This is a genomic window from Rhizobium sp. 21-4511-3d, assembly GCF_053522545.1.
Genome location: NZ_JBNWCF010000001.1, coordinates 26,804 through 43,371, shown reverse-complemented (window position 1 = coordinate 43,371; position 16,568 = coordinate 26,804). Strand labels below are relative to the sequence as shown.

Genomic DNA, 16,568 nt, shown 5'->3' with positions numbered 1-16,568 from the left:
GTTGTCCCGGGTGTCTAGCCCAATATGGGGACGAATTGAAGCAATACTATTGCGCCGGGGCGCCGCGGCGGCCGCGGAACCAGGAGACGCCGACGATGGCGACCAGAACGGCGGCCAATCCGTACCAGGTGAAGGCGTATTCCAGGTGGTTGTTGGGCAGGTCGATCTCGGTGACGCCGCCGATCGGGAAGCCCTTGGGGTTCGGGGTCGAATCCGCATCGATGAAGAAGGGCACGACCTTCGAGGCATCGAAGCCGTCGCTCGATGCCATCGCGTCGATATCCTTCCAGTAGAAGATGTTCTTGGCGATATCGTTGTCAGGCACCACCCAGGAGGGCTTGCCGGGGAGACGGTTGCGGGCGAGGCCGGTGACGCTCTGCTGGCCGGTCAGCTGGCCCTGCATGCGCATTTCCGGCTCCTTGTTCTCATAGGGAACGAAGCCGCGATTGACGAAGAGGTAGCGGCCGTCGGCAAGCTCGAGCGGCGTATAGACGTAGAAGCCCGCCTCCCCACGCCAGGTGGCGAGGAAGTGGCGCTCCTTGTTGTTGACGTAGCGGCCGGTGACGGTGACCGGGCGGTATTCGATATCGGTGCCGGAAGAGAGCATCTGCTCGATATCGGCAAGCTGCACCGGAGCGGCATTGCGGCGCGCGGCGATATCGGCGAGCAGGCCTTCCTTCCAATAGAGGCGCTCGACCTGCCAGGTGCCGAGGGAAATGAGAATGGCGAGCGCAATCAGCACCGCGATGCCGGTGAAGACCGGCAGCTTGCGGCGCGCGGCCGGGATGTTCATGTCAGTCACTCAGGCGTCCTTCACGGGCATTGTGGCGGTATTGCATGGCGATCAGGATGCCTTTGCACCAGCGCAGCGTCAGCAGCGACAGGATGATCGTCAGGGGGCCGAAGAGCAGGATGTGCAGCCAGATCGGCGGCGCGTAATTGACCTCGAGCCAGAGCACGCTGCCAATGACGACGAAGCCGACGAGCAGGATGACGAAGACGGCAGGACCATCGCCCGAATCGGCAAAGGCATAATCCAGGCCGCAGGCGGCGCAGCGCGGCTTCAGCGACAGCAGGCCGTCGAACAGCTTGCCATTGCCGCAGCGCGGGCAGCAGCCCTTGATGCCTGTCTTGACCGGGTCGACCGGAGGAAAGAGAGCGGTGTCTTCTTGCATGTGGATTCCCGTGGCGTCACCTAAAGCCGCCTTAACTCTCCCATAAAGTATCCGCAGGACGAAGGGAAATACCTGCGCGATTTCGCCTCAGCGATTCGGGCCAATCAGAAAAGAAGAGACATGAGCACCGACAGCACCGCAGCCCAGATCGTCATTCTCAACGGGGCGCCGCGCAGCGGCAAGACGACGATCGCGCGCGCCATCCAGCAGCAATTCGACGGGCCGTGGCTCAATTTCGGCGTCGACAACTACAATGCGATGACGCCGTCGCAATATCTGCCGGGCATCGGGCTGCGGCCGGGCGGCGAACGGCCGGATCTGGAGGAGTTCGTGCCATTCTTCTATGCCGCGCTCTACGAATCGATCGCCATCCATGCCGGGCTCGGGATCAATGTCGTGGCCGATCTCGGCCATCACGACGCCTATTCGCAGCCGCTCGGGATTCTGGCCGATTGCGCCCGCCGGCTCGATGGTTTCCCGGTGCTTTTCGTCGGCGTGCGCTGCCCGCTGGAGGTGATCATGAAGCGGCGCGAGATCGACGAGCCGGGCCGCGAGGAACTCTATGCCAGGGCAAGCGCCGAGATCGCCGTGCCGGATGCTGTCAGGCGCTGGCAGGACGAGGTCCACAAGCCCGGCATCTACGATCTCGAAGTCGATACCTCGCTCCTGACGCCCTACGAATGTGCCGAGGCGATCCGCCAGCAGCTCGATATCGGCATACCCGACCCTTCCGCCTTCGAGCGGATCGCCGGGGCACGGTGAGGACAAAGAAAAAGGCGGGCGCCGATGGCACCCGCCTTTTCTATTGTCCGTGTGAACCGGATCAGCCGTGGGCGACCGGTGCACCCCATCCACCCCAGATGTAGATGGAGAAGAACAGGAACAGCCAGACGACGTCGACGAAGTGCCAGTACCAGGCAGCCGCTTCGAAGCCGAAATGCTGCTTCGGCGTGAAGTCGCCGCGGATCGCGCGCACCAGGCAGACCAGCAGGAAGATCGTGCCGATCAGAACGTGGAAGCCGTGGAAGCCGGTCGCCATGAAGAAGGTCGCGCCGTAGATCGATGCCTTGAAGGCGAACGGAGCGTGGGCGTATTCGTAGGCCTGGACGAAGGAGAACAGGATGCCGAGCAGGACGGTCAGCGTCAGGCCCTGGATGAGGCCCTTGCGGTCGTTGTGCAGCAGAGCATGGTGTGCCCAGGTAACCGTCGTGCCCGAGAGGAGCAGGATGACGGTGTTGTAGATCGGCAAGTGCCAGGGATCGAGGACTTCGATGCCCTTCGGCGGCCACTGGCCACCGGTGAAGGCAAGGCGCGAGGCCTGGATCGCTTCGTGCGGATAGAGGCTGGCGTCGAAATAGGCCCAGAACCAGGCAACGAAGAACATCACTTCCGAAGCGATGAACATGATCATGCCGTAGCGCAGGTGCAGCGAGACGACGCGCGTGTGGGCGCCCTCATGGGCTTCCTTCACGGTATCGGCCCACCAGCCGTACATGACGTAGAGGATCAGCGCGAGGCCGATGAAGAACAGCCACGGATGAGCCCACTCGACACCGAAGAGGTGCAGCGAGCCGCCGTTCAGATAGCGCATGTAGCCGACGCCACCGAAGGTGATGATGAAGGCGCCGATCGAGGCGAGCAGCGGCCACGGGCTCGGATCGATAATATGGTAGTCGTGATTCTTTTGATGCGCGTCGGCCATCTCTAATCCCCGGATCTCTTCCTCGCTCGCCCCCGGCATAGCCGGAAACGAACCTCAATCAAAGTTTCTTTTCAACCTTCTCCGCTCCACCCTCATTCGAAGCCAGCGGCTTCGGTCCCTCTTTCGGGTAGAACGTATAGGATAGCGTGACCGTGTGAATGTCCTTCGACTCCACGGCCTTGGTAATTTCCGGATCGATGTAGAACACCACCGGCATTTCAAGCTTTTCGCCCGGCTTCAGGTCGGTCTCGTTGAAGCAGAAGCACTGGACCTTGTTGAAATAGGCCCCGGCTTCGCCTGGCGTGACGTTGAACACGGCCTGGCCGCGCTGGGTTTCGTTCGAGCGATTCTCGGCGATGAAATTCACCTGGATCGTCTCGCCGATGCGCGGATTGACTTCGCGCTGGACCGGCTTGAACTCCCAGAAGAGACCCGGAGCGACATTGGCGTCGAAGGTGACGCGCATTTTGCGGTCGAGGATCTCGGTCGACGCCTGTTCGACGCGCTGCGTCGTGCCGTTGTAGCCGGTGATCTGGCAGAACATGCGATAGAGCGGAACGGCCGCGTAGCTCATCGCGCCCATGCCGACGACGAAGCTCAGGCACATGAAGACGACAGCGCCGTTGTTGCGGCCCGGCTTCTTCGGTGCGTTGGCGGTGTCGCTCATCGGCTCAGCCTCCATGTCCCAGGAATTTCACGATGGTAATCAGGTAGAACAGAACGCAGAGACCGGCGAGAACGAGGCCGAGTGCCACGTTGCGGTTCCGGCGCGACTTGCGCTGCGCTTCGGTCAGCTTCACGGTTTCCATCAGATGATACCTCCTGCATGGAAGACCAGGATCGATGCCAGCCGGTCGAACATCAGCGCGGAGAAGATCGCGAAGAGATAGAAGATCGAGAAAGCGAAGAGCTTCTTGGCCGGGATCATCTTTTCATCGCCATCCGGCATGCGCCAGACGGCGATGGAACAGCTTATGAAGACGGTGCCGAGCAGCGTCGCGACAAGACCGTAGCCGAAGCTCGCAAAGCCGAGCAGCGACGGGATGACGCCGCAGATGGCGGTCAGCACCGCATAGGCGACGATCTGGTGCTTGGTGGTGCGCTCACCCGAGACGTTCGGGAGCATCGGGACGCCGACGGCTTCGTAATCGCGCATCTTGAAGAGCGCGAGAGCCCAGAAATGTGCGGGCGTCCAGAGGAAGATGATGAGGAACAGCACGGTGCTTTCGATGGTGACCGAGTTGGTCACGCAGGCCCAGCCGATCATCGGCGGGAAGGCACCGGCAGCGCCGCCGATGACGATGTTCTGCGGCGTCGAGCGCTTCAGCCACATCGTATAGACGATCGCGTAGAAGAAAATCGTGAAGGCGAGGATGCCGGCCGACAGCCAGTTGACGGCGAGGCCGAGGATCGTCACCGAGAAGCCCGAGAGCACCAGGCCGAACGCCAGCGCTTCCTTGGGCTGAATGCGGCCCGCGGGGATCGGGCGCTGCGCCGTGCGGGTCATGACGGCGTCGATATCAGCGTCATACCACATGTTGAGAGCACCCGACGCGCCAGCGCCGACAGCAATGCAAAGGATCGAGATCAGGCCGAGAACGGGATTGATTTGACCCGGCGCCAGCACCAGGCCGGCAAAAGCCGTGAAGACCACGAGCGACATGACGCGCGGCTTCAGAAGCTCGAAATAATCGCGCGCGCCCGCTTCCGAAAGGCGGAGTTCGCCTTCCTCTGCAAGTGCCTCGTGATTGTCGATGACCGTCATTATTCCGTCCTGCTCGGCTCAAGCGCGCTGCGATCCTTCAGATCGGCTGGATGCGCTCTGGCCTCTTGTTTTTTCCGCATGCCCTACCGCGTCATGCGTTAAGGCCGGACGCCGCATCGGAATGCGGCGCCCGGAATTTGGAGCATCTTACTTGATGCGCGGGAGCTGTTCCCACTGGTGGTACGGCGGCGGCGAAGGCAGCTGCCATTCCAGGGTGGTTGCACCCTCACCCCACGGATTGTCGCCAGCGAGGCGCTTCTTGGCGAAGGCTTCGAAGACACCGTAGAGGAAGATCAGCACCGCGAAGGCCGAGATGTAGGAGCCGATCGAGGAAACGTAGTTCCAGCCGGCAAATGCATCCGGATAGTCGATGTAACGGCGCGGCATGCCTGCGAGACCGAGGAAGTGCTGCGGGAAGAACACCAGGTTGACGCCGATGAACATGACCCAGAAGTGCAGCTTGCCGAGGAACTCGTTGTACATGTAGCCGCTCATCTTCGGGAACCAGTAGTACCAGGCAGCGAAGATGGCGAAGACGGCGCCGAGCGACAGAACGTAGTGGAAGTGAGCCACGACGTAGTAGGTGTCATGCAGCGAGCGGTCGAGACCGGCATTTGCCAGCTGAACGCCGGTGACGCCACCGACCGTGAACAGGAAGATGAAGCCGATCGCCCAGACCATCGGCGTGCGGAACTCGATCGAGCCACCCCACATCGTTGCGATCCAGGAGAAGATCTTCACGCCCGTCGGAACGGCGATGACCATCGTCGCGAAGACGAAGTAGCGCTGTGCGTCGAGCGACAGGCCGACCGTGTACATGTGGTGAGCCCAGACGACGAAGCCGACGGCACCGATGGCGACCATGGCGTAGGCCATGCCGAGGTAACCGAAGATCGGCTTGCGCGAGAAGGTCGAGATGATGTGGCTGACGATGCCGAAGCCCGGCAGGATCAGGATGTAGACTTCCGGGTGACCGAAGAACCAGAACAGGTGCTGGTAGAGGATCGGGTCACCGCCGCCTTCCGGCGCGAAGAAGGTCGTGCCGAAGTTGCGGTCGGTCAGCACCATGGTGATGGCGCCAGCCAGAACCGGCAGCGAGAGCAGCAGCAGGAAGGCCGTGATCAGAACAGCCCAGGCGAAGAGCGGCATCTTGTGCAGCGTCATGCCCGGTGCGCGCATGTTCAGGATCGTGGTGATGAAGTTGATCGCGCCGAGGATCGACGAGGCACCGGCGACGTGCAGCGAGAAGATCGCGAGGTCGACGGCCGGACCCGGCTGGCCCGCGGTTGCGAGCGGCGGATACATCGTCCAGCCACCGCCAGCGCCGTAAGCACCTGCCGGGCCTTCGACGAACATCGACAGCACGAGCAGCAGGAAGGCCGGAACGATCAGCCAGAAGGAGATGTTGTTCAGACGCGGGAACGCCATATCCGGGGCACCGATCATGATCGGAACCATCCAGTTGGCGAAGCCGCCGATCATCGCCGGCATGACCATGAAGAAGATCATGATGAGGGCGTGAGCGGTGGTGAAGACGTTGAACATGTGCTTGGCGCCGTCGATCGCGGCGTCGCCCTCGAAGCCGTAAACCATCGAGGCCAGACCGTGGAAGATCTGGATGCCAGGCTCCTGAAGCTCCATGCGCATAGCAACGGAGAGCGCCCCGCCGATGATGCCGGCGAAGATCGCGAAGATCAGGTAGAGCGTGCCGATGTCCTTGTGGTTCGTCGAGAAGAACCAGCGATTGACGAAGCTCGGCTTGTGCGAGTGATCGTGATGGTCGTCATGCGCATGTGCGTCATGGCCATGATGATCATGAGAATGATCGTGGGCGGAACCAGCCATTTTTCCGAGTCCCTTCTAGATTACTGAGCGTTTTCGGCGACATCGACGGTCTTTGCAGGACCATCGGTGGCAGCCATGAGAGCCTTGTAGGCTCCGGGAAGATCGGAAGCGGCAGCCGTGAGCCACTGCTTGTACTTGTCTTCGGAAACGACGCGGATCGCGATCGGCATGAACGCATGGTCCTTGCCGCAGAGCTCGGAACACTGGCCGTAGAACAGGCCTTCGCGCTCGGTCTTGAACCAGGTTTCATTGAGGCGGCCCGGAACGGCGTCGATCTTGACGCCGAAGGACGGCATTGCGAAGGCGTGGATCACGTCCGTCGGAGCGGCGGTCACGAGAACGCGAACGACCTTGTTGACGGGCAGGATAATTTCGTTGTCGACGGCCAGCAGGCGCGGATAGGTCGCCAGATCCGTCTTGCCGGCAGCGGCACGATCCGGATCCTTCAGGAGGTAGGAATCGAAGGCCAGCGGATTGTCGCCGGTGCCTTCATATTCGTAGTTCCACTGCCACTGGGTGGCTGTCGCCTTCAGCGTCACATCCGGATTTTCCGGAAGCGTCAGCTGTGCGGTGAGCAGGTTGAACGACGGAACGGCGAGGAAGAGAAGAACCAGGACCGGCCCCACGGTCCAGATAACTTCGATGACGGTGTTATGGCTCGTCTTCGACGGCACCGGATTGGCGCTCGCACGGAACTTCCAGCAGACGACGATGAGCAGGACCAGAACGAAGAGCGTGATCGGTACGATGAACCACAGCGTATATTGTTCGAACCAGCGGATTTCCCGCATAATCGGCGTTGCCGCCGGCTGCAGCGTTGCCTGCCACGGCATCGGCTGATCGGCATATGTGCCGGAAGCAAAAAGCAGACAGACCAGCGCGGTCAGAGCTGCATAAGCCTTCTTAATCACCTTAGTATCTCCCTCGAGCGCTTGACCTGCCTTAAATCGAACGCAGAATCCTTGCCATCTTCAGCGCTTCAAACCACAGTTTGCAACTGACCGCAACAGGCCAGAGCGATTGTCTATGCGGCATTTTTGCCAGAAGCCGATTCACAAGCAGGCACAAAACATTACCGAATATTTGCACCATCATACGGAAAAGGCTTACGCGGGCCAATCCAAAGCTCCAACATTATTGCGGAAAGGTCCTATTTCTGCCGTAGTCCCCCGGTTTTCACGGGGCAGGTCTTTTCATTTCCGGTCACGGCCTTCAACAATACCGTCACCGATTCGAATTCCAGAGGTTTTCATGGGTTTCCGTTCCCTTGTGCGGTCGTTTGTTCTGACCACCACTCTTGCAGCAGCAGCGGCAGCCCCCGTTTTCGCCCAGCAGCCGGCAGCCCCAGCCCCGGCCCAGCCCGCTCCCTCGCAGCCGGCACCGGCCCAGCAGGCAGCGCCCGGCCAGAGCCAGCCGCAGGCGCCGGGCACGGTGAAATCGAACCACGGCGCATGGTCCGTCGTCTGCGACAAGCCGGCCGGCGCTTCTGCCGAGCAATGCGCGCTGATGCAGAATGTCATCGCCGAGGACCGCCCTGAAGTCGGCCTCTCGGTCGTCGTTCTGAAGACCGCCGACCGCAAGTCGAAGATCCTGCGCGTGCTCGCCCCGCTCGGCGTGCTGCTGCCGAACGGCCTCGGCCTCAATGTCGACGGCAAGGATATCGGCCGCGCCTATTTCGTCCGCTGCTTTGCCGACGGCTGCTATGCCGAAGTCGTGCTCGAGGACGAACTCTTGAAGACCTTCCGCAGCGGCACCAGCGCCACCTTCATCGTCTTCCAGACGCCGGAAGAAGGCATCGGCATTCCCGTCGACCTGAAGGGCTTTGCCGAAGGCTACGACGCGCTTCCCTGATGTCGGCCCGATAGGGGCTTGCTCGAACTGCCCTGCGGTCCTACATCGGCTTTAAAGCATTCCTGCTTTGAAGCGGAGCATACCATCATGAATACCGATCTCCTGACGCTCTTCGATGCCGACGAAGCGACGACGCGCAAGCTCGTGGCCGAGGCGCTTTCCGGCTCCGATGACGGCGAGCTCTATATCGAACATGCGCAGGCGGAATCGCTGATGTTCGACAATGGCCGCCTGAAGGGCGGCAGCTTCAATACCGAGCAGGGTTTTGGCCTGCGCGCCGTTGCCGGCGAAGCCGTCGGCTATGCGCATGCCGGCGATCTTTCGGTTTCGGCGCTGAAGCGCGCCGCTGATGCCGTCGGCGCCGTGACCCGCGGTTATTCCGGCAGCTATGCGGCTGCGCCCCAGGGCACCAACAAGAAGCTCTATACCGACGAGAACCCGATCGGGACGCCGACCTTCGAGGAGAAGGTGAAGATCCTCACCGATATCGACGCCTATCTGCGCAACAAGGATGACAAGGTGCGCCAGGTGACGGCTTCGGTCGCCGCCAGCTGGCAGGTGGTCGATATCCTGCGCGCCGACGGACACCGCGTCCGCGATATCCGGCCGATGACGCGCATCAACATCTCCGTCGTCGTCGGCGAAGGCGACCGGCAGGAGAGCGGCTCCTTCGGCCAGGGCGGCCGTATCGGCTTCGGCGATTTCATCACCGAAAGCAGCTGGCAGACCGGCGCCGACGAGGCACTGCGCCAGGCGCTCGTCAATCTCGAAGCGATCGAGGCGCCGGCAGGCACGATGGATGTCGTGCTCGGCTCCGGCTGGCCAGGCGTCATGCTGCACGAGGCCGTCGGCCACGGGCTGGAAGGCGATTTCAACAGGAAGAAGACTTCGGCCTTTGCCGGCCTGCTCGGCCAGATGGTTGCCGCACCGGGCGTGACCGTCGTCGACGACGGCACGATCGACAGCCGCCGCGGCTCGATCACCATCGACGACGAAGGCACGCCTTCGGCCTATAACGTCTTGATCGAAAACGGCAAACTGGTCGGCTACATGCAGGACCGGCAGAATGCCCGGCTGATGGGCATGGCGCCGACCGGCAATGGGCGACGCCAGGGCTATTCGCATGTGCCGATGCCGCGCATGACGAACACCTATATGCTCGGCGGCGACAAGACGCCCGAGGAAATCATCGCGTCCGTCAAGAAGGGCGTCTATGCCGTCTCCTTCGGCGGCGGCCAGGTGGACATCACGTCGGGCAAGTTCGTGTTCGGCTGCACCGAGGCCTATCTGATCGAGAACGGCAAGATCGGCGCGCCGATCAAGGGCGCCATGCTGATCGGCAACGGTCCGGATGCGATGAAGCGCGTCTCGATGATCGGCAACGACATGAAGCTCGATACCGGCATCGGCAATTGCGGCAAGGGCGGCCAGTGGGTGCCCGTCGGCGTCGGCCAGCCGCATCTGCGCATGGACCAGGTAACAGTCGGCGGCACACAAGCCTGACGCGGCAGGAGGCGGCGATGAGCGACATTGAGATCAGGCCCTTTGACATCGCCGATATCGACGGCGTCTTCTCCGTCATCCTGCCGATCCAGCGCGATGAATTCGGCATCGCCATCACCGCCGACGACCAGCCCGATCTCGCCGTCATTCCGGACTTCTACCAGGCCCGCAAGGGTCAGTTCTGGGTGGCCGATCTCGACGGCACGATCGTCGGCACGGTCGGCCTCAAGGATATCGGCAACAACCAGACGGCACTGCGCAAGATGTTCGTGGCGGCCCATGTGCGCGGCCGCGAGCACAACGTCGCCGCCCGCCTGCTCGACGCGCTGTTCGCCCATGCCGAAGCCGAGGGGATCACCGACATCTTCCTCGGCACAACCGACAAATTCCTCGCCGCCCACCGCTTCTACGAAAAGAACGGCTTCAGCGAAATCAAGCGCGACGACCTACCGAGGTCTTTCCCGCTGATGGCGGTGGACAGCAAGTTCTACCGGCGGAAGGTCGCTGCCGTTTCTTGAGAAACCCAACACGTTGGGTTATCGTCAGGTATGAAAGTAAATTTGGACATCGACGACGCGTTGGCGCGTGGCAGGAACACGCGAGCCAGCGAGCCGCGGGCGCTTTCCGCACGTTTCGATGCGCGCAACGGCCGGATGATCGTCGACCTCACCAATGGCTGCACCTTCGCCTTCCCTCCCCGCCTCGTGCAGGGGCTGGAAGATGCAGGGGATGGCGACTTAAGTACCGTCGCAATCCTTGGCGCAGGTTACGGCCTGCATTGGGAAGCGCTCGACGTCGACATCTCCGTTCCCGGTCTTCTCGCCGGAATATTCGGGACTAAATCCCATATGGCACGCCAGGCGGGCAAAGCGACGTCGGCCGCGAAAGCCGAGGCGGCGCGGGCGAATGGCGCGAAGGGCGGTCGGCCTCGCAAATCGGCTGCACAGTAATCTAAGGCCTGAACAGCCATTTGCGCTCGATTGCGGCTTCGAGATCGAGGCGGTTGTTGTGGGCGAAGAGGAGGATGTGGCCGAGGAGGTCGGCGGTTTCGTCGGCAAGGTCGCTGCTCATGTCGTCCGCGCTGCGGCCCTTGGCGCGGCCCCTGCCCGTCAGGCGGTTCCAGGCCTGGGTGAGTTCGCCCATTTCTTCCTGCAGCTTCAGCAGAAACCAGTCGGGATCACGCTCCAGGCCGTTGGCTTCGGCGTAGATTTTTGAGGCCCGTTCGAACTTGTCGGCGAGGTCTTCAAGCATATTCGTTCTCCTTTCGTACGCATGCAGGAGAACCGTGATTCCTCGCTTATGTCCATAGCAGACAGCGGCCGGGGGCGGCCGCTGTCTGTGCCAGGCTGCTCAGTTGCGGAGCAGGCCGAGGCGGATCAGGCTTTCGGCAGAGGCGACGATCGCTTCCTCCTTCGGCCGCGGTGCCCAGCCGAGCAGGCGCTCGGCCTTCTCGCCCGTTGCACTCATATCGTAGTTCAGCAGCGGCACGACGCCCTTCAGCTGTTCGTTGGTTTCACCGGCGATGCGGACCTGTTCGTCCGGCCAGACCTGCGTCGAGACCTTTTCGGCGGCCTTGCCGAAGCGTTCGCGCAGCAATTCGGCGACCTCGATCATCCACATGCTCTTGCCGGAGGTCGCAAGGAAGCGTTCGCCCTTCGCCGCTGGATCGATCATGGCGCGCAGATGGAGATCGGCGACATCGCGAACGTCGACGCAGCAGGAATTGACGTTCAGGCAGCCCGGCTGCCCCTCAAGCATGTTGGAGATCAGGCGGATCGAGTGGGAAAAGTCAGCTCCCAGCGCCGGTCCGTAGACGGCGACCGGATTGACCGATGCAAGCTCCAGCCCGTTGCCCTCGCGGGCGATGAAATCCCAGGAGGCGCGCTCCGAGAGGGTTTTGGATTTCTGATAGGGGGCGACGTCGCCGGTCAGGTCGCTCCAGTCGGTCTCGTCGAACGGGCGGCGGTGGCCGGGCTTGTGGCCGACGCCGATCGCGCCGAAGGCGGAGGTCAGGACGACGCGCTTGACGCCGGCGTCGCGAGCGGCGCGCAGAACGCGGAGATTGCCATCGACAGCCGGGCCGATCCAGTCTTCCTCGCGGGTCTGGTCGCCAGAGGGCGTCGGCGAGGCGCCGTGCATGACATAGGTGCAGCCTGCAGCAGCTTCCGCCCAGCCGGCATCGTCGGTCAAATTGGCAACGACGAAGGACAGCCGGTCGCCGGCTTCGACGCCGCCGGTTCTCAGATGCTCGCGCACCTCCCCTTCCCGCTCAAGCGAGCGGACGGTGGTGCGCACGCGGTAGCCGGCGTTCAGCAGCGCCAGCATGCAGTATTGCGCAATGAAGCCGGTGCCGCCGGTTACGAGAACGATTTCGTCTTTCATATCATACCTCAAGGAGTTTCACGGCAGCCGACATCGCCGCCGCTGATTGACATGACGTGAAAGTAGGTCGGGCATCTTGCACTGTGAATGCTTGAAAGTGCGCGTTACTTGCGCGACAGTACGAGAATGGCTGTCGATCCCTTTTCAGACGTTCTCACTCTCAGCAAGGCCGAAGCCGTCGTCACCGGCGGCTTCACGGCGGGTGGCCCGTGGTCGATCCGCTTTCCGGCGCGCGAGAAGATCAAGTTCTTCGCGGTGGTGAAGGGCAGTTGCTGGGTGCATCTCGAAGGGGCGCGGGAACCGCTTCTGTTCGAGACCGGCGATGTCGGCCTGCTGGCAAAGCCGCGCGTCGCCGTTCTTTCCAGCGACCCCGCCCTTGAGCCCGTCGATGCGATGAGCCTGTTTTCGAATGTCGGGCGCAACGCTGTGGCCGTCGTCGGCGATGGCGGCGATTTCGGCTATATCGGCGGCCATGTGATGCTCGATCCGATCCGCGGCAAGCTGCTGGCGGATATCTTGCCACCGTGGATTCTGACGCGGGCGGCCTCCCCGCACGCGGCGGCGTTTCGATGGCTGCTGGACCGGCTGATCGAGGAGCGCACCGGCGGCCGGCCGGGGTCGCAGCTCGCCTCATCGCAGCTGACACAGCTGCTGTTCATCGAGATCCTGCGCTCGCATCTCGGCACCGCCAAGCTGATGCCGGCCGGTTGGCTGCGGGCGCTGGCCGAGCCGCGGATCGCGCCGGCTTTGCGGCTGATGCATGGAGATCCGGCGCGTTCATGGCATCTGGAGGAGCTCGCCAAGGCATGCGCGATGTCGCGGACGTCCTTCGCCTTCCATTTCAGAACGGTGGCAGGCGTTGCGCCGCTGACCTATCTCGCGACCTGGCGGATGCATCTCGCCGAACGCTCGCTTCGCGACGAAAGGACGGCCGTAGCGACGGTGGCGCGCTCGCTCGGCTATACGTCCGAGAGCGCCTTCAGCAATGCCTTCAAGCGGGCGAACGGCAAGTCGCCGAGTGCCTATCGCGCATCCGTCTCAGGTCTGGACAAGACCGTGCCCGAACAAACGAATAACGCCGCCCCGGCAAGCGAGACGGCGTTCTGAGAATAGCCTTCAGGTCTGTCTGATCAGCCGTTGCCGCCAACCGTCATGCAGTCGTAGGAGCGCTTCTTCAGCGCGTCGCAGGCGGCTTCGGCAGCGTCCTTGCTGTTGAAGCCGGTGAAGCGGGCTCGGTAGACGGCGTTGGCGCCGGAGCCGACGGCCTGGGTGAAGGGCGAAGCGGATTTCAGGGCAGCGCCGCCTTCTGTCTTTGCCTGTGCGAGCAGCGCCTGGGCGGCTTCGGCGCTCGGAGCAGCCGAAATCTGGATCTGCCAGCCACCGGCGGAAGCCTGCAGGCTGCCGGCCTTGCCCATCTTCGTCAGCGGCGACGGACGATCGAGCGGAACGGCGGCTTCGTTATAACCAAGCGCAAACGGGATGGCTTCGGCATCGCCCTGGGCGCGCGGCGCGTTTACCGGAACCGGAAGATCGGCATCGTCGGCAGCGGAGGCGACTTCCACGGGTGCGGCTGGAACCGGGCGCTGCTTTCCGCCGATGCTGGCGACGAGGCCGCCGCCGCCAGAGGCGCGGTCGAGATACTTGTTGAGCAGTGCTTCCATCTTGGCGTCACGGGCGCGCGCCGTGCGGCCGCCGAGCACGACGCCGACGACGCGCCGGTCGCCATCGCGCACGGCGCTGACGAGGTTGAAGCCGGAGGCATTGGTATAGCCGGTCTTGATGCCGTCCATGCCTTCGTAGCGGTACATGAGATTGTTGTGACCGCGGATCTGCTTGCCGCGGAAATTGAAGGAGGCGACCGAGAACATCCGGTACTCCCTCGGGAAATTCTTGATCAGCGCCACGCCGAGGGTCGACATGTCGCGCGCCGTCGTCACCTGGCGGCTGTCGGGCAGGCCCGACGCATTGTAGAAGGTGGTGCGGCTCATGCCGAGCTGGCGGGCCTTCTGGGTCATCATCCGGGCGAAGTTGCTTTCCGAACCGCCGAGCTTCTCGCCCATGGCAGCCGCGGCATCATTGGCCGACTTGACGATCATGCCGTAGACGGCTTCGCGAACGGTGATCGTGCTGCCGGGCCTCACGCCGAGCTTGGTCGGTGGGCGGCTTGCCGCATATTTCGACATGACGATCTGGCTGTCCCAGCTGAGCTTGCCGCGATTGATCGCTTCGAAGGCCAGGTAGAGGGTCATCATCTTGGTCAGCGATGCCGGGTGATTCAGGGTATCGGCATTTTCCGAAGCGAGAACCTTGCCGGTGCGGGCATCGAGGATGAACGACGCGCTGCCGGCCATAGCCGCGACGGGCGCCGACACGGCGAGCGTCACGCTCAACAAAGCAGCCAACAACCTCTTCATGGATTTCCCCTCTAGGTGCCACGCATGCGCGGCATTGCCAAAATATGTCCCGTTCTGTGACAGAGCCTGCACATTCGCGCGACTTTGAGGCAACGGACACTGGTTTTCTGAGTTTTTTCCACCCGTGGTGAAGGAAACGTAAAGATTTCAGTCGGAAAAGCAATCTTCAACAAGGTTTAACACCAGAATTGGTAGGATCCGCACCTTTCACGGAGCTGACATGCAGGGGTTGTGGAAAAAACGGGCCAGGAAAGCTGCCATCACCGCCGGTCTCGAGGCGGCGCATCTGATTTCGGCCGCACGGCTGATGCGCGGCGCGCGTGGCCGCGGCGCGATCTTTACCCTGCATCATGTCCGCCCTTACGAAGCGCATGACTTCGAACCGAATGCGCATCTCGAGATCACACCCGAATTCCTGGATGCGGCGCTGACGAGACTGAAGCAGGACGGCTACGAGTTCGTGGCGCTCGCCGATGTCCCTGCCCTGCTCTCAGGCCCCGCCCGCGAAGCGCCGTTTGCCGCATTCACGCTCGACGACGGCTACCGCAACAACCTCGTGCATGCCTATCCGATCTTCGAGAAACACGAGGCGCCCTTCACGATCTTCGTCGCCAAGGGTTTGACCGAGCGGACGCATACGATCTGGTGGGAAACGCTGACATTGCTGCTGCGCCGCACCGACCGGCTGCATTTCGACTTCGGCCGTGGCGAGGAGGTTCTGGAGACCGATACGCCCGCCGAACAATACTCGGCATTCGCGAGATTTGCGGCCTTTCTCCACATGAGCGACGAGGAGAAGGCGGTGCGCTCGCTCGACGTGCTTGCGCGGCGCTACGACATCGCTCCGGGCGAGCTGGTCGAGGATCTGGTGATGAGCGAGGCCGAGCTCAATCTCATCGAGGCGAGCCCGCTGGCAGCGCTCGGCGCCCATACGATCAGCCACCGCGCCCTGGCGCGACTCAGCGAGGCGGAAGCCCGGGAAGAGATGCTGCGGTCGGCGGAACACGTAAAGGTGATCACCGGCAAGACGCCCGCGACGATCGCCTTTCCCTATGGCACCCGCGAAGCCGCGACGCTGCGCGAAGCGGCAATCGCGGCCGAGCTCGGCTTTACGGCCGCGGTGACGACACAGCCCGGCGTGATCCGGCCCGGCATGGCGGGCGGGACGACCTATCTTCCGCGGCTCTCGCTCAACGGGCTCTACCAGAAGCCGCGCTATGTCTCGGCGCTGGCTTCAGGCATTCCGTTGAAACTGATGGGAAAATAAGAGGTTACGGATACATCCGTACCTTGTCCCAATCGGCTTCCGGCGTCTCGCGGCGGAACTCGACGCGGTCGTGCAGGCGGAAATTCTGGTCTTTCCAGAACTCGATCGAGACAGGGTTGATGCGAAAGCCGGACCAATAGGGTGGGCGCGGAATTTCGCCGATGGCATAGCGCGCCGTGTACTCGGCGACGGACTTCTCCAGCGCGAAACGGCTCTCCAGCGGGCGCGACTGCTTCGATGCCCAGGCGCCGATGCGGCTGCCTCTCGCACGCGATTGGAAATAGACGTCGGCCTCCTCGTCGGTTACCACCTCCACCGGACCACGCAGACGCACCTGGCGGCGCAGCGTCTTCCAATGGAAACACATGGCGGCCTTCTTCTGCCCCAAGATTTCGCGACCTTTCTGGCTCTCGAAATTGGTGTAGAAGACAAAGCCTGCTGTATCGAATCCCTTCAGGAGAACCATGCGGACATTGGGAAGACCAGCTTCGTCGACGGTTGCCAATGCCACGGCATTGGGGTCGTTGACCTCCGAAGCCTCGGCTTCCTTCAGCCATTCCGCGAAAAGCTTGAATGGTTCGCCGCGTTGGGTAAAGTCACCGCTTGTTAACTCATTTGCCGACATATTAGCTCAAATGCCCCGGGGTTTTAGGTTGAATGCCCA

General features: G+C 62.5%; 19 protein-coding genes. 7 read left to right on the top strand and 12 right to left on the bottom strand.

Annotation, left to right across the window (positions count from 1 at the left end; translation table 11 throughout):
• Positions 1–46: 46 nt before the first annotated feature.
• Together ACQZ5H_RS00230 and ACQZ5H_RS00225 are read right to left on the bottom strand one after the other, a co-directional pair.
• A complete protein-coding gene (locus ACQZ5H_RS00230) occupies positions 47–802 on the bottom strand; it encodes an SURF1 family protein (protein ID WP_449096377.1) in 756 nt (251 codons plus the stop codon).
• Entirely contained in the window at positions 795–1,175 is a 381-nt protein-coding gene (locus ACQZ5H_RS00225; protein ID WP_203429461.1) for a DUF983 domain-containing protein, read from the bottom strand. Before ACQZ5H_RS00225 ends, ACQZ5H_RS00230 begins: the two co-directional genes overlap by 8 nt.
• A 120-nt stretch (positions 1,176–1,295) precedes the next feature.
• Between ACQZ5H_RS00225 and ACQZ5H_RS00220 the strand changes: the two genes are divergently transcribed.
• Entirely contained in the window at positions 1,296–1,937 is a 642-nt protein-coding gene (locus ACQZ5H_RS00220) for a chloramphenicol phosphotransferase CPT family protein (RefSeq protein ID WP_112712871.1), read from the top strand.
• Between the two features lie 61 nt (positions 1,938–1,998).
• Here the strand turns inward: ACQZ5H_RS00220 and ACQZ5H_RS00215 are convergent, their stop codons facing one another.
• The 6 genes from ACQZ5H_RS00215 to coxB all read right to left on the bottom strand — a co-directional run bounded on the left by ACQZ5H_RS00215 (position 1,999) and on the right by coxB (position 7,398).
• Positions 1,999–2,877, bottom strand: a complete 879-nt coding sequence (locus ACQZ5H_RS00215; RefSeq protein ID WP_112712873.1) for a cytochrome c oxidase subunit 3 — start codon at positions 2,875–2,877, stop codon at positions 1,999–2,001.
• Positions 2,878–2,935: 58 nt separating this feature from the next.
• The gene (locus ACQZ5H_RS00210) at positions 2,936–3,544 is read right to left on the bottom strand and encodes a cytochrome c oxidase assembly protein (RefSeq protein WP_112714332.1); all 609 of its coding nucleotides are present in this window, start codon (positions 3,542–3,544) and stop codon (positions 2,936–2,938) included.
• A gap of 4 nt (positions 3,545–3,548) precedes the next feature.
• Positions 3,549–3,686: a hypothetical protein gene (locus ACQZ5H_RS00205; protein WP_165402624.1), complete on the bottom strand. Its 138-nt coding sequence runs from the start codon at positions 3,684–3,686 to the stop codon at positions 3,549–3,551.
• Entirely contained in the window at positions 3,686–4,642 is a 957-nt protein-coding gene (locus ACQZ5H_RS00200; RefSeq protein WP_112712875.1) for a heme o synthase, read from the bottom strand. Before ACQZ5H_RS00200 ends, ACQZ5H_RS00205 begins: the two co-directional genes overlap by 1 nt.
• A gap of 147 nt (positions 4,643–4,789) precedes the next feature.
• The gene (gene ctaD / locus ACQZ5H_RS00195; RefSeq protein WP_112712877.1) at positions 4,790–6,487 is read right to left on the bottom strand and encodes a cytochrome c oxidase subunit I; all 1,698 of its coding nucleotides are present in this window, start codon (positions 6,485–6,487) and stop codon (positions 4,790–4,792) included.
• A gap of 20 nt (positions 6,488–6,507) precedes the next feature.
• Entirely contained in the window at positions 6,508–7,398 is an 891-nt protein-coding gene (coxB, locus tag ACQZ5H_RS00190) for a cytochrome c oxidase subunit II (protein ID WP_112712879.1), read from the bottom strand.
• A 340-nt stretch (positions 7,399–7,738) separates the two neighbouring features.
• On the opposite strand from coxB, the gene ACQZ5H_RS00185 reads away from it, so the two are divergent.
• The 4 genes from ACQZ5H_RS00185 (at position 7,739) to ACQZ5H_RS00170 (ending at position 10,791) form a co-directional block, all read left to right on the top strand.
• Positions 7,739–8,338, top strand: coding sequence for an invasion associated locus B family protein (locus ACQZ5H_RS00185; protein WP_112712881.1), 600 nt, complete (start codon positions 7,739–7,741; stop codon positions 8,336–8,338).
• An 87-nt stretch (positions 8,339–8,425) separates the two neighbouring features.
• On the top strand, positions 8,426–9,841 hold the full coding sequence (gene tldD / locus ACQZ5H_RS00180; protein WP_112712909.1) for a metalloprotease TldD: 1,416 nt from the start codon (positions 8,426–8,428) through the stop codon (positions 9,839–9,841).
• A gap of 17 nt (positions 9,842–9,858) precedes the next feature.
• Positions 9,859–10,359 carry a GNAT family N-acetyltransferase gene (locus tag ACQZ5H_RS00175; RefSeq protein WP_449096376.1) on the top strand — a complete coding sequence of 167 codons (501 nt, stop codon included), beginning with the start codon at positions 9,859–9,861 and terminating at the stop codon, positions 10,357–10,359.
• Positions 10,360–10,401: 42 nt separating this feature from the next.
• Entirely contained in the window at positions 10,402–10,791 is a 390-nt protein-coding gene (locus ACQZ5H_RS00170) for a DUF2442 domain-containing protein (RefSeq protein WP_449096375.1), read from the top strand.
• 1 nt (position 10,792) lies between these two features.
• Here the strand turns inward: ACQZ5H_RS00170 and ACQZ5H_RS00165 are convergent, their stop codons facing one another.
• Complete coding sequence (locus ACQZ5H_RS00165) at positions 10,793–11,092, bottom strand: pyrophosphatase (protein WP_449096374.1); 300 nt, start codon at positions 11,090–11,092, stop codon at positions 10,793–10,795.
• Between the two features lie 99 nt (positions 11,093–11,191).
• The gene (locus ACQZ5H_RS00160) at positions 11,192–12,223 is read right to left on the bottom strand and encodes an SDR family oxidoreductase (RefSeq protein ID WP_449096373.1); all 1,032 of its coding nucleotides are present in this window, start codon (positions 12,221–12,223) and stop codon (positions 11,192–11,194) included.
• A gap of 126 nt (positions 12,224–12,349) precedes the next feature.
• On the opposite strand from ACQZ5H_RS00160, the gene ACQZ5H_RS00155 reads away from it, so the two are divergent.
• A complete protein-coding gene (locus ACQZ5H_RS00155) occupies positions 12,350–13,330 on the top strand; it encodes an AraC family transcriptional regulator (protein ID WP_449096372.1) in 981 nt (326 codons plus the stop codon).
• 23 nt (positions 13,331–13,353) lie between these two features.
• On the opposite strand, the gene ACQZ5H_RS00150 is transcribed toward ACQZ5H_RS00155, so the two are convergent.
• A complete protein-coding gene (locus ACQZ5H_RS00150; protein WP_203429469.1) occupies positions 13,354–14,637 on the bottom strand; it encodes a D-alanyl-D-alanine carboxypeptidase family protein in 1,284 nt (427 codons plus the stop codon).
• Between the two features lie 220 nt (positions 14,638–14,857).
• Between ACQZ5H_RS00150 and ACQZ5H_RS00145 the strand changes: the two genes are divergently transcribed.
• On the top strand, positions 14,858–15,904 hold the full coding sequence (locus tag ACQZ5H_RS00145) for a polysaccharide deacetylase family protein (protein ID WP_449096371.1): 1,047 nt from the start codon (positions 14,858–14,860) through the stop codon (positions 15,902–15,904).
• A 4-nt stretch (positions 15,905–15,908) separates the two neighbouring features.
• Here the strand turns inward: ACQZ5H_RS00145 and pdxH are convergent, their stop codons facing one another.
• Complete coding sequence (gene pdxH, locus ACQZ5H_RS00140; RefSeq protein WP_449096370.1) at positions 15,909–16,529, bottom strand: pyridoxamine 5'-phosphate oxidase; 621 nt, start codon at positions 16,527–16,529, stop codon at positions 15,909–15,911.
• Positions 16,530–16,568 lie beyond the last annotated feature (39 nt).

Bases quoted from the DNA above. Each gene is read 5' to 3' on its own strand.
- ACQZ5H_RS00225 (WP_203429461.1), bottom strand. From the start codon at position 1,175: ATGCAAGAAGACACCGCTCTCTTTCCTCCGGTCGACCCGGTCAAGACA.
- ACQZ5H_RS00220 (WP_112712871.1), top strand. From the start codon at position 1,296: ATGAGCACCGACAGCACCGCAGCCCAGATCGTCATTCTCAACGGGGCG.
- ACQZ5H_RS00215 (WP_112712873.1), bottom strand. From the start codon at position 2,877: ATGGCCGACGCGCATCAAAAGAATCACGACTACCATATTATCGATCCG.
- ACQZ5H_RS00210 (WP_112714332.1), bottom strand. From the start codon at position 3,544: ATGAGCGACACCGCCAACGCACCGAAGAAGCCGGGCCGCAACAACGGC.
- ACQZ5H_RS00205 (WP_165402624.1), bottom strand. From the start codon at position 3,686: ATGGAAACCGTGAAGCTGACCGAAGCGCAGCGCAAGTCGCGCCGGAAC.
- ACQZ5H_RS00200 (WP_112712875.1), bottom strand. From the start codon at position 4,642: ATGACGGTCATCGACAATCACGAGGCACTTGCAGAGGAAGGCGAACTC.
- ctaD (WP_112712877.1), bottom strand. From the start codon at position 6,487: ATGGCTGGTTCCGCCCACGATCATTCTCATGATCATCATGGCCATGAC.
- ACQZ5H_RS00185 (WP_112712881.1), top strand. From the start codon at position 7,739: ATGGGTTTCCGTTCCCTTGTGCGGTCGTTTGTTCTGACCACCACTCTT.
- tldD (WP_112712909.1), top strand. From the start codon at position 8,426: ATGAATACCGATCTCCTGACGCTCTTCGATGCCGACGAAGCGACGACG.
- ACQZ5H_RS00175 (WP_449096376.1), top strand. From the start codon at position 9,859: ATGAGCGACATTGAGATCAGGCCCTTTGACATCGCCGATATCGACGGC.
- ACQZ5H_RS00165 (WP_449096374.1), bottom strand. From the start codon at position 11,092: ATGCTTGAAGACCTCGCCGACAAGTTCGAACGGGCCTCAAAAATCTAC.
- ACQZ5H_RS00160 (WP_449096373.1), bottom strand. From the start codon at position 12,223: ATGAAAGACGAAATCGTTCTCGTAACCGGCGGCACCGGCTTCATTGCG.
- ACQZ5H_RS00155 (WP_449096372.1), top strand. From the start codon at position 12,350: ATGGCTGTCGATCCCTTTTCAGACGTTCTCACTCTCAGCAAGGCCGAA.
- ACQZ5H_RS00150 (WP_203429469.1), bottom strand. From the start codon at position 14,637: ATGAAGAGGTTGTTGGCTGCTTTGTTGAGCGTGACGCTCGCCGTGTCG.
- ACQZ5H_RS00145 (WP_449096371.1), top strand. From the start codon at position 14,858: ATGCAGGGGTTGTGGAAAAAACGGGCCAGGAAAGCTGCCATCACCGCC.
- pdxH (WP_449096370.1), bottom strand. From the start codon at position 16,529: ATGTCGGCAAATGAGTTAACAAGCGGTGACTTTACCCAACGCGGCGAA.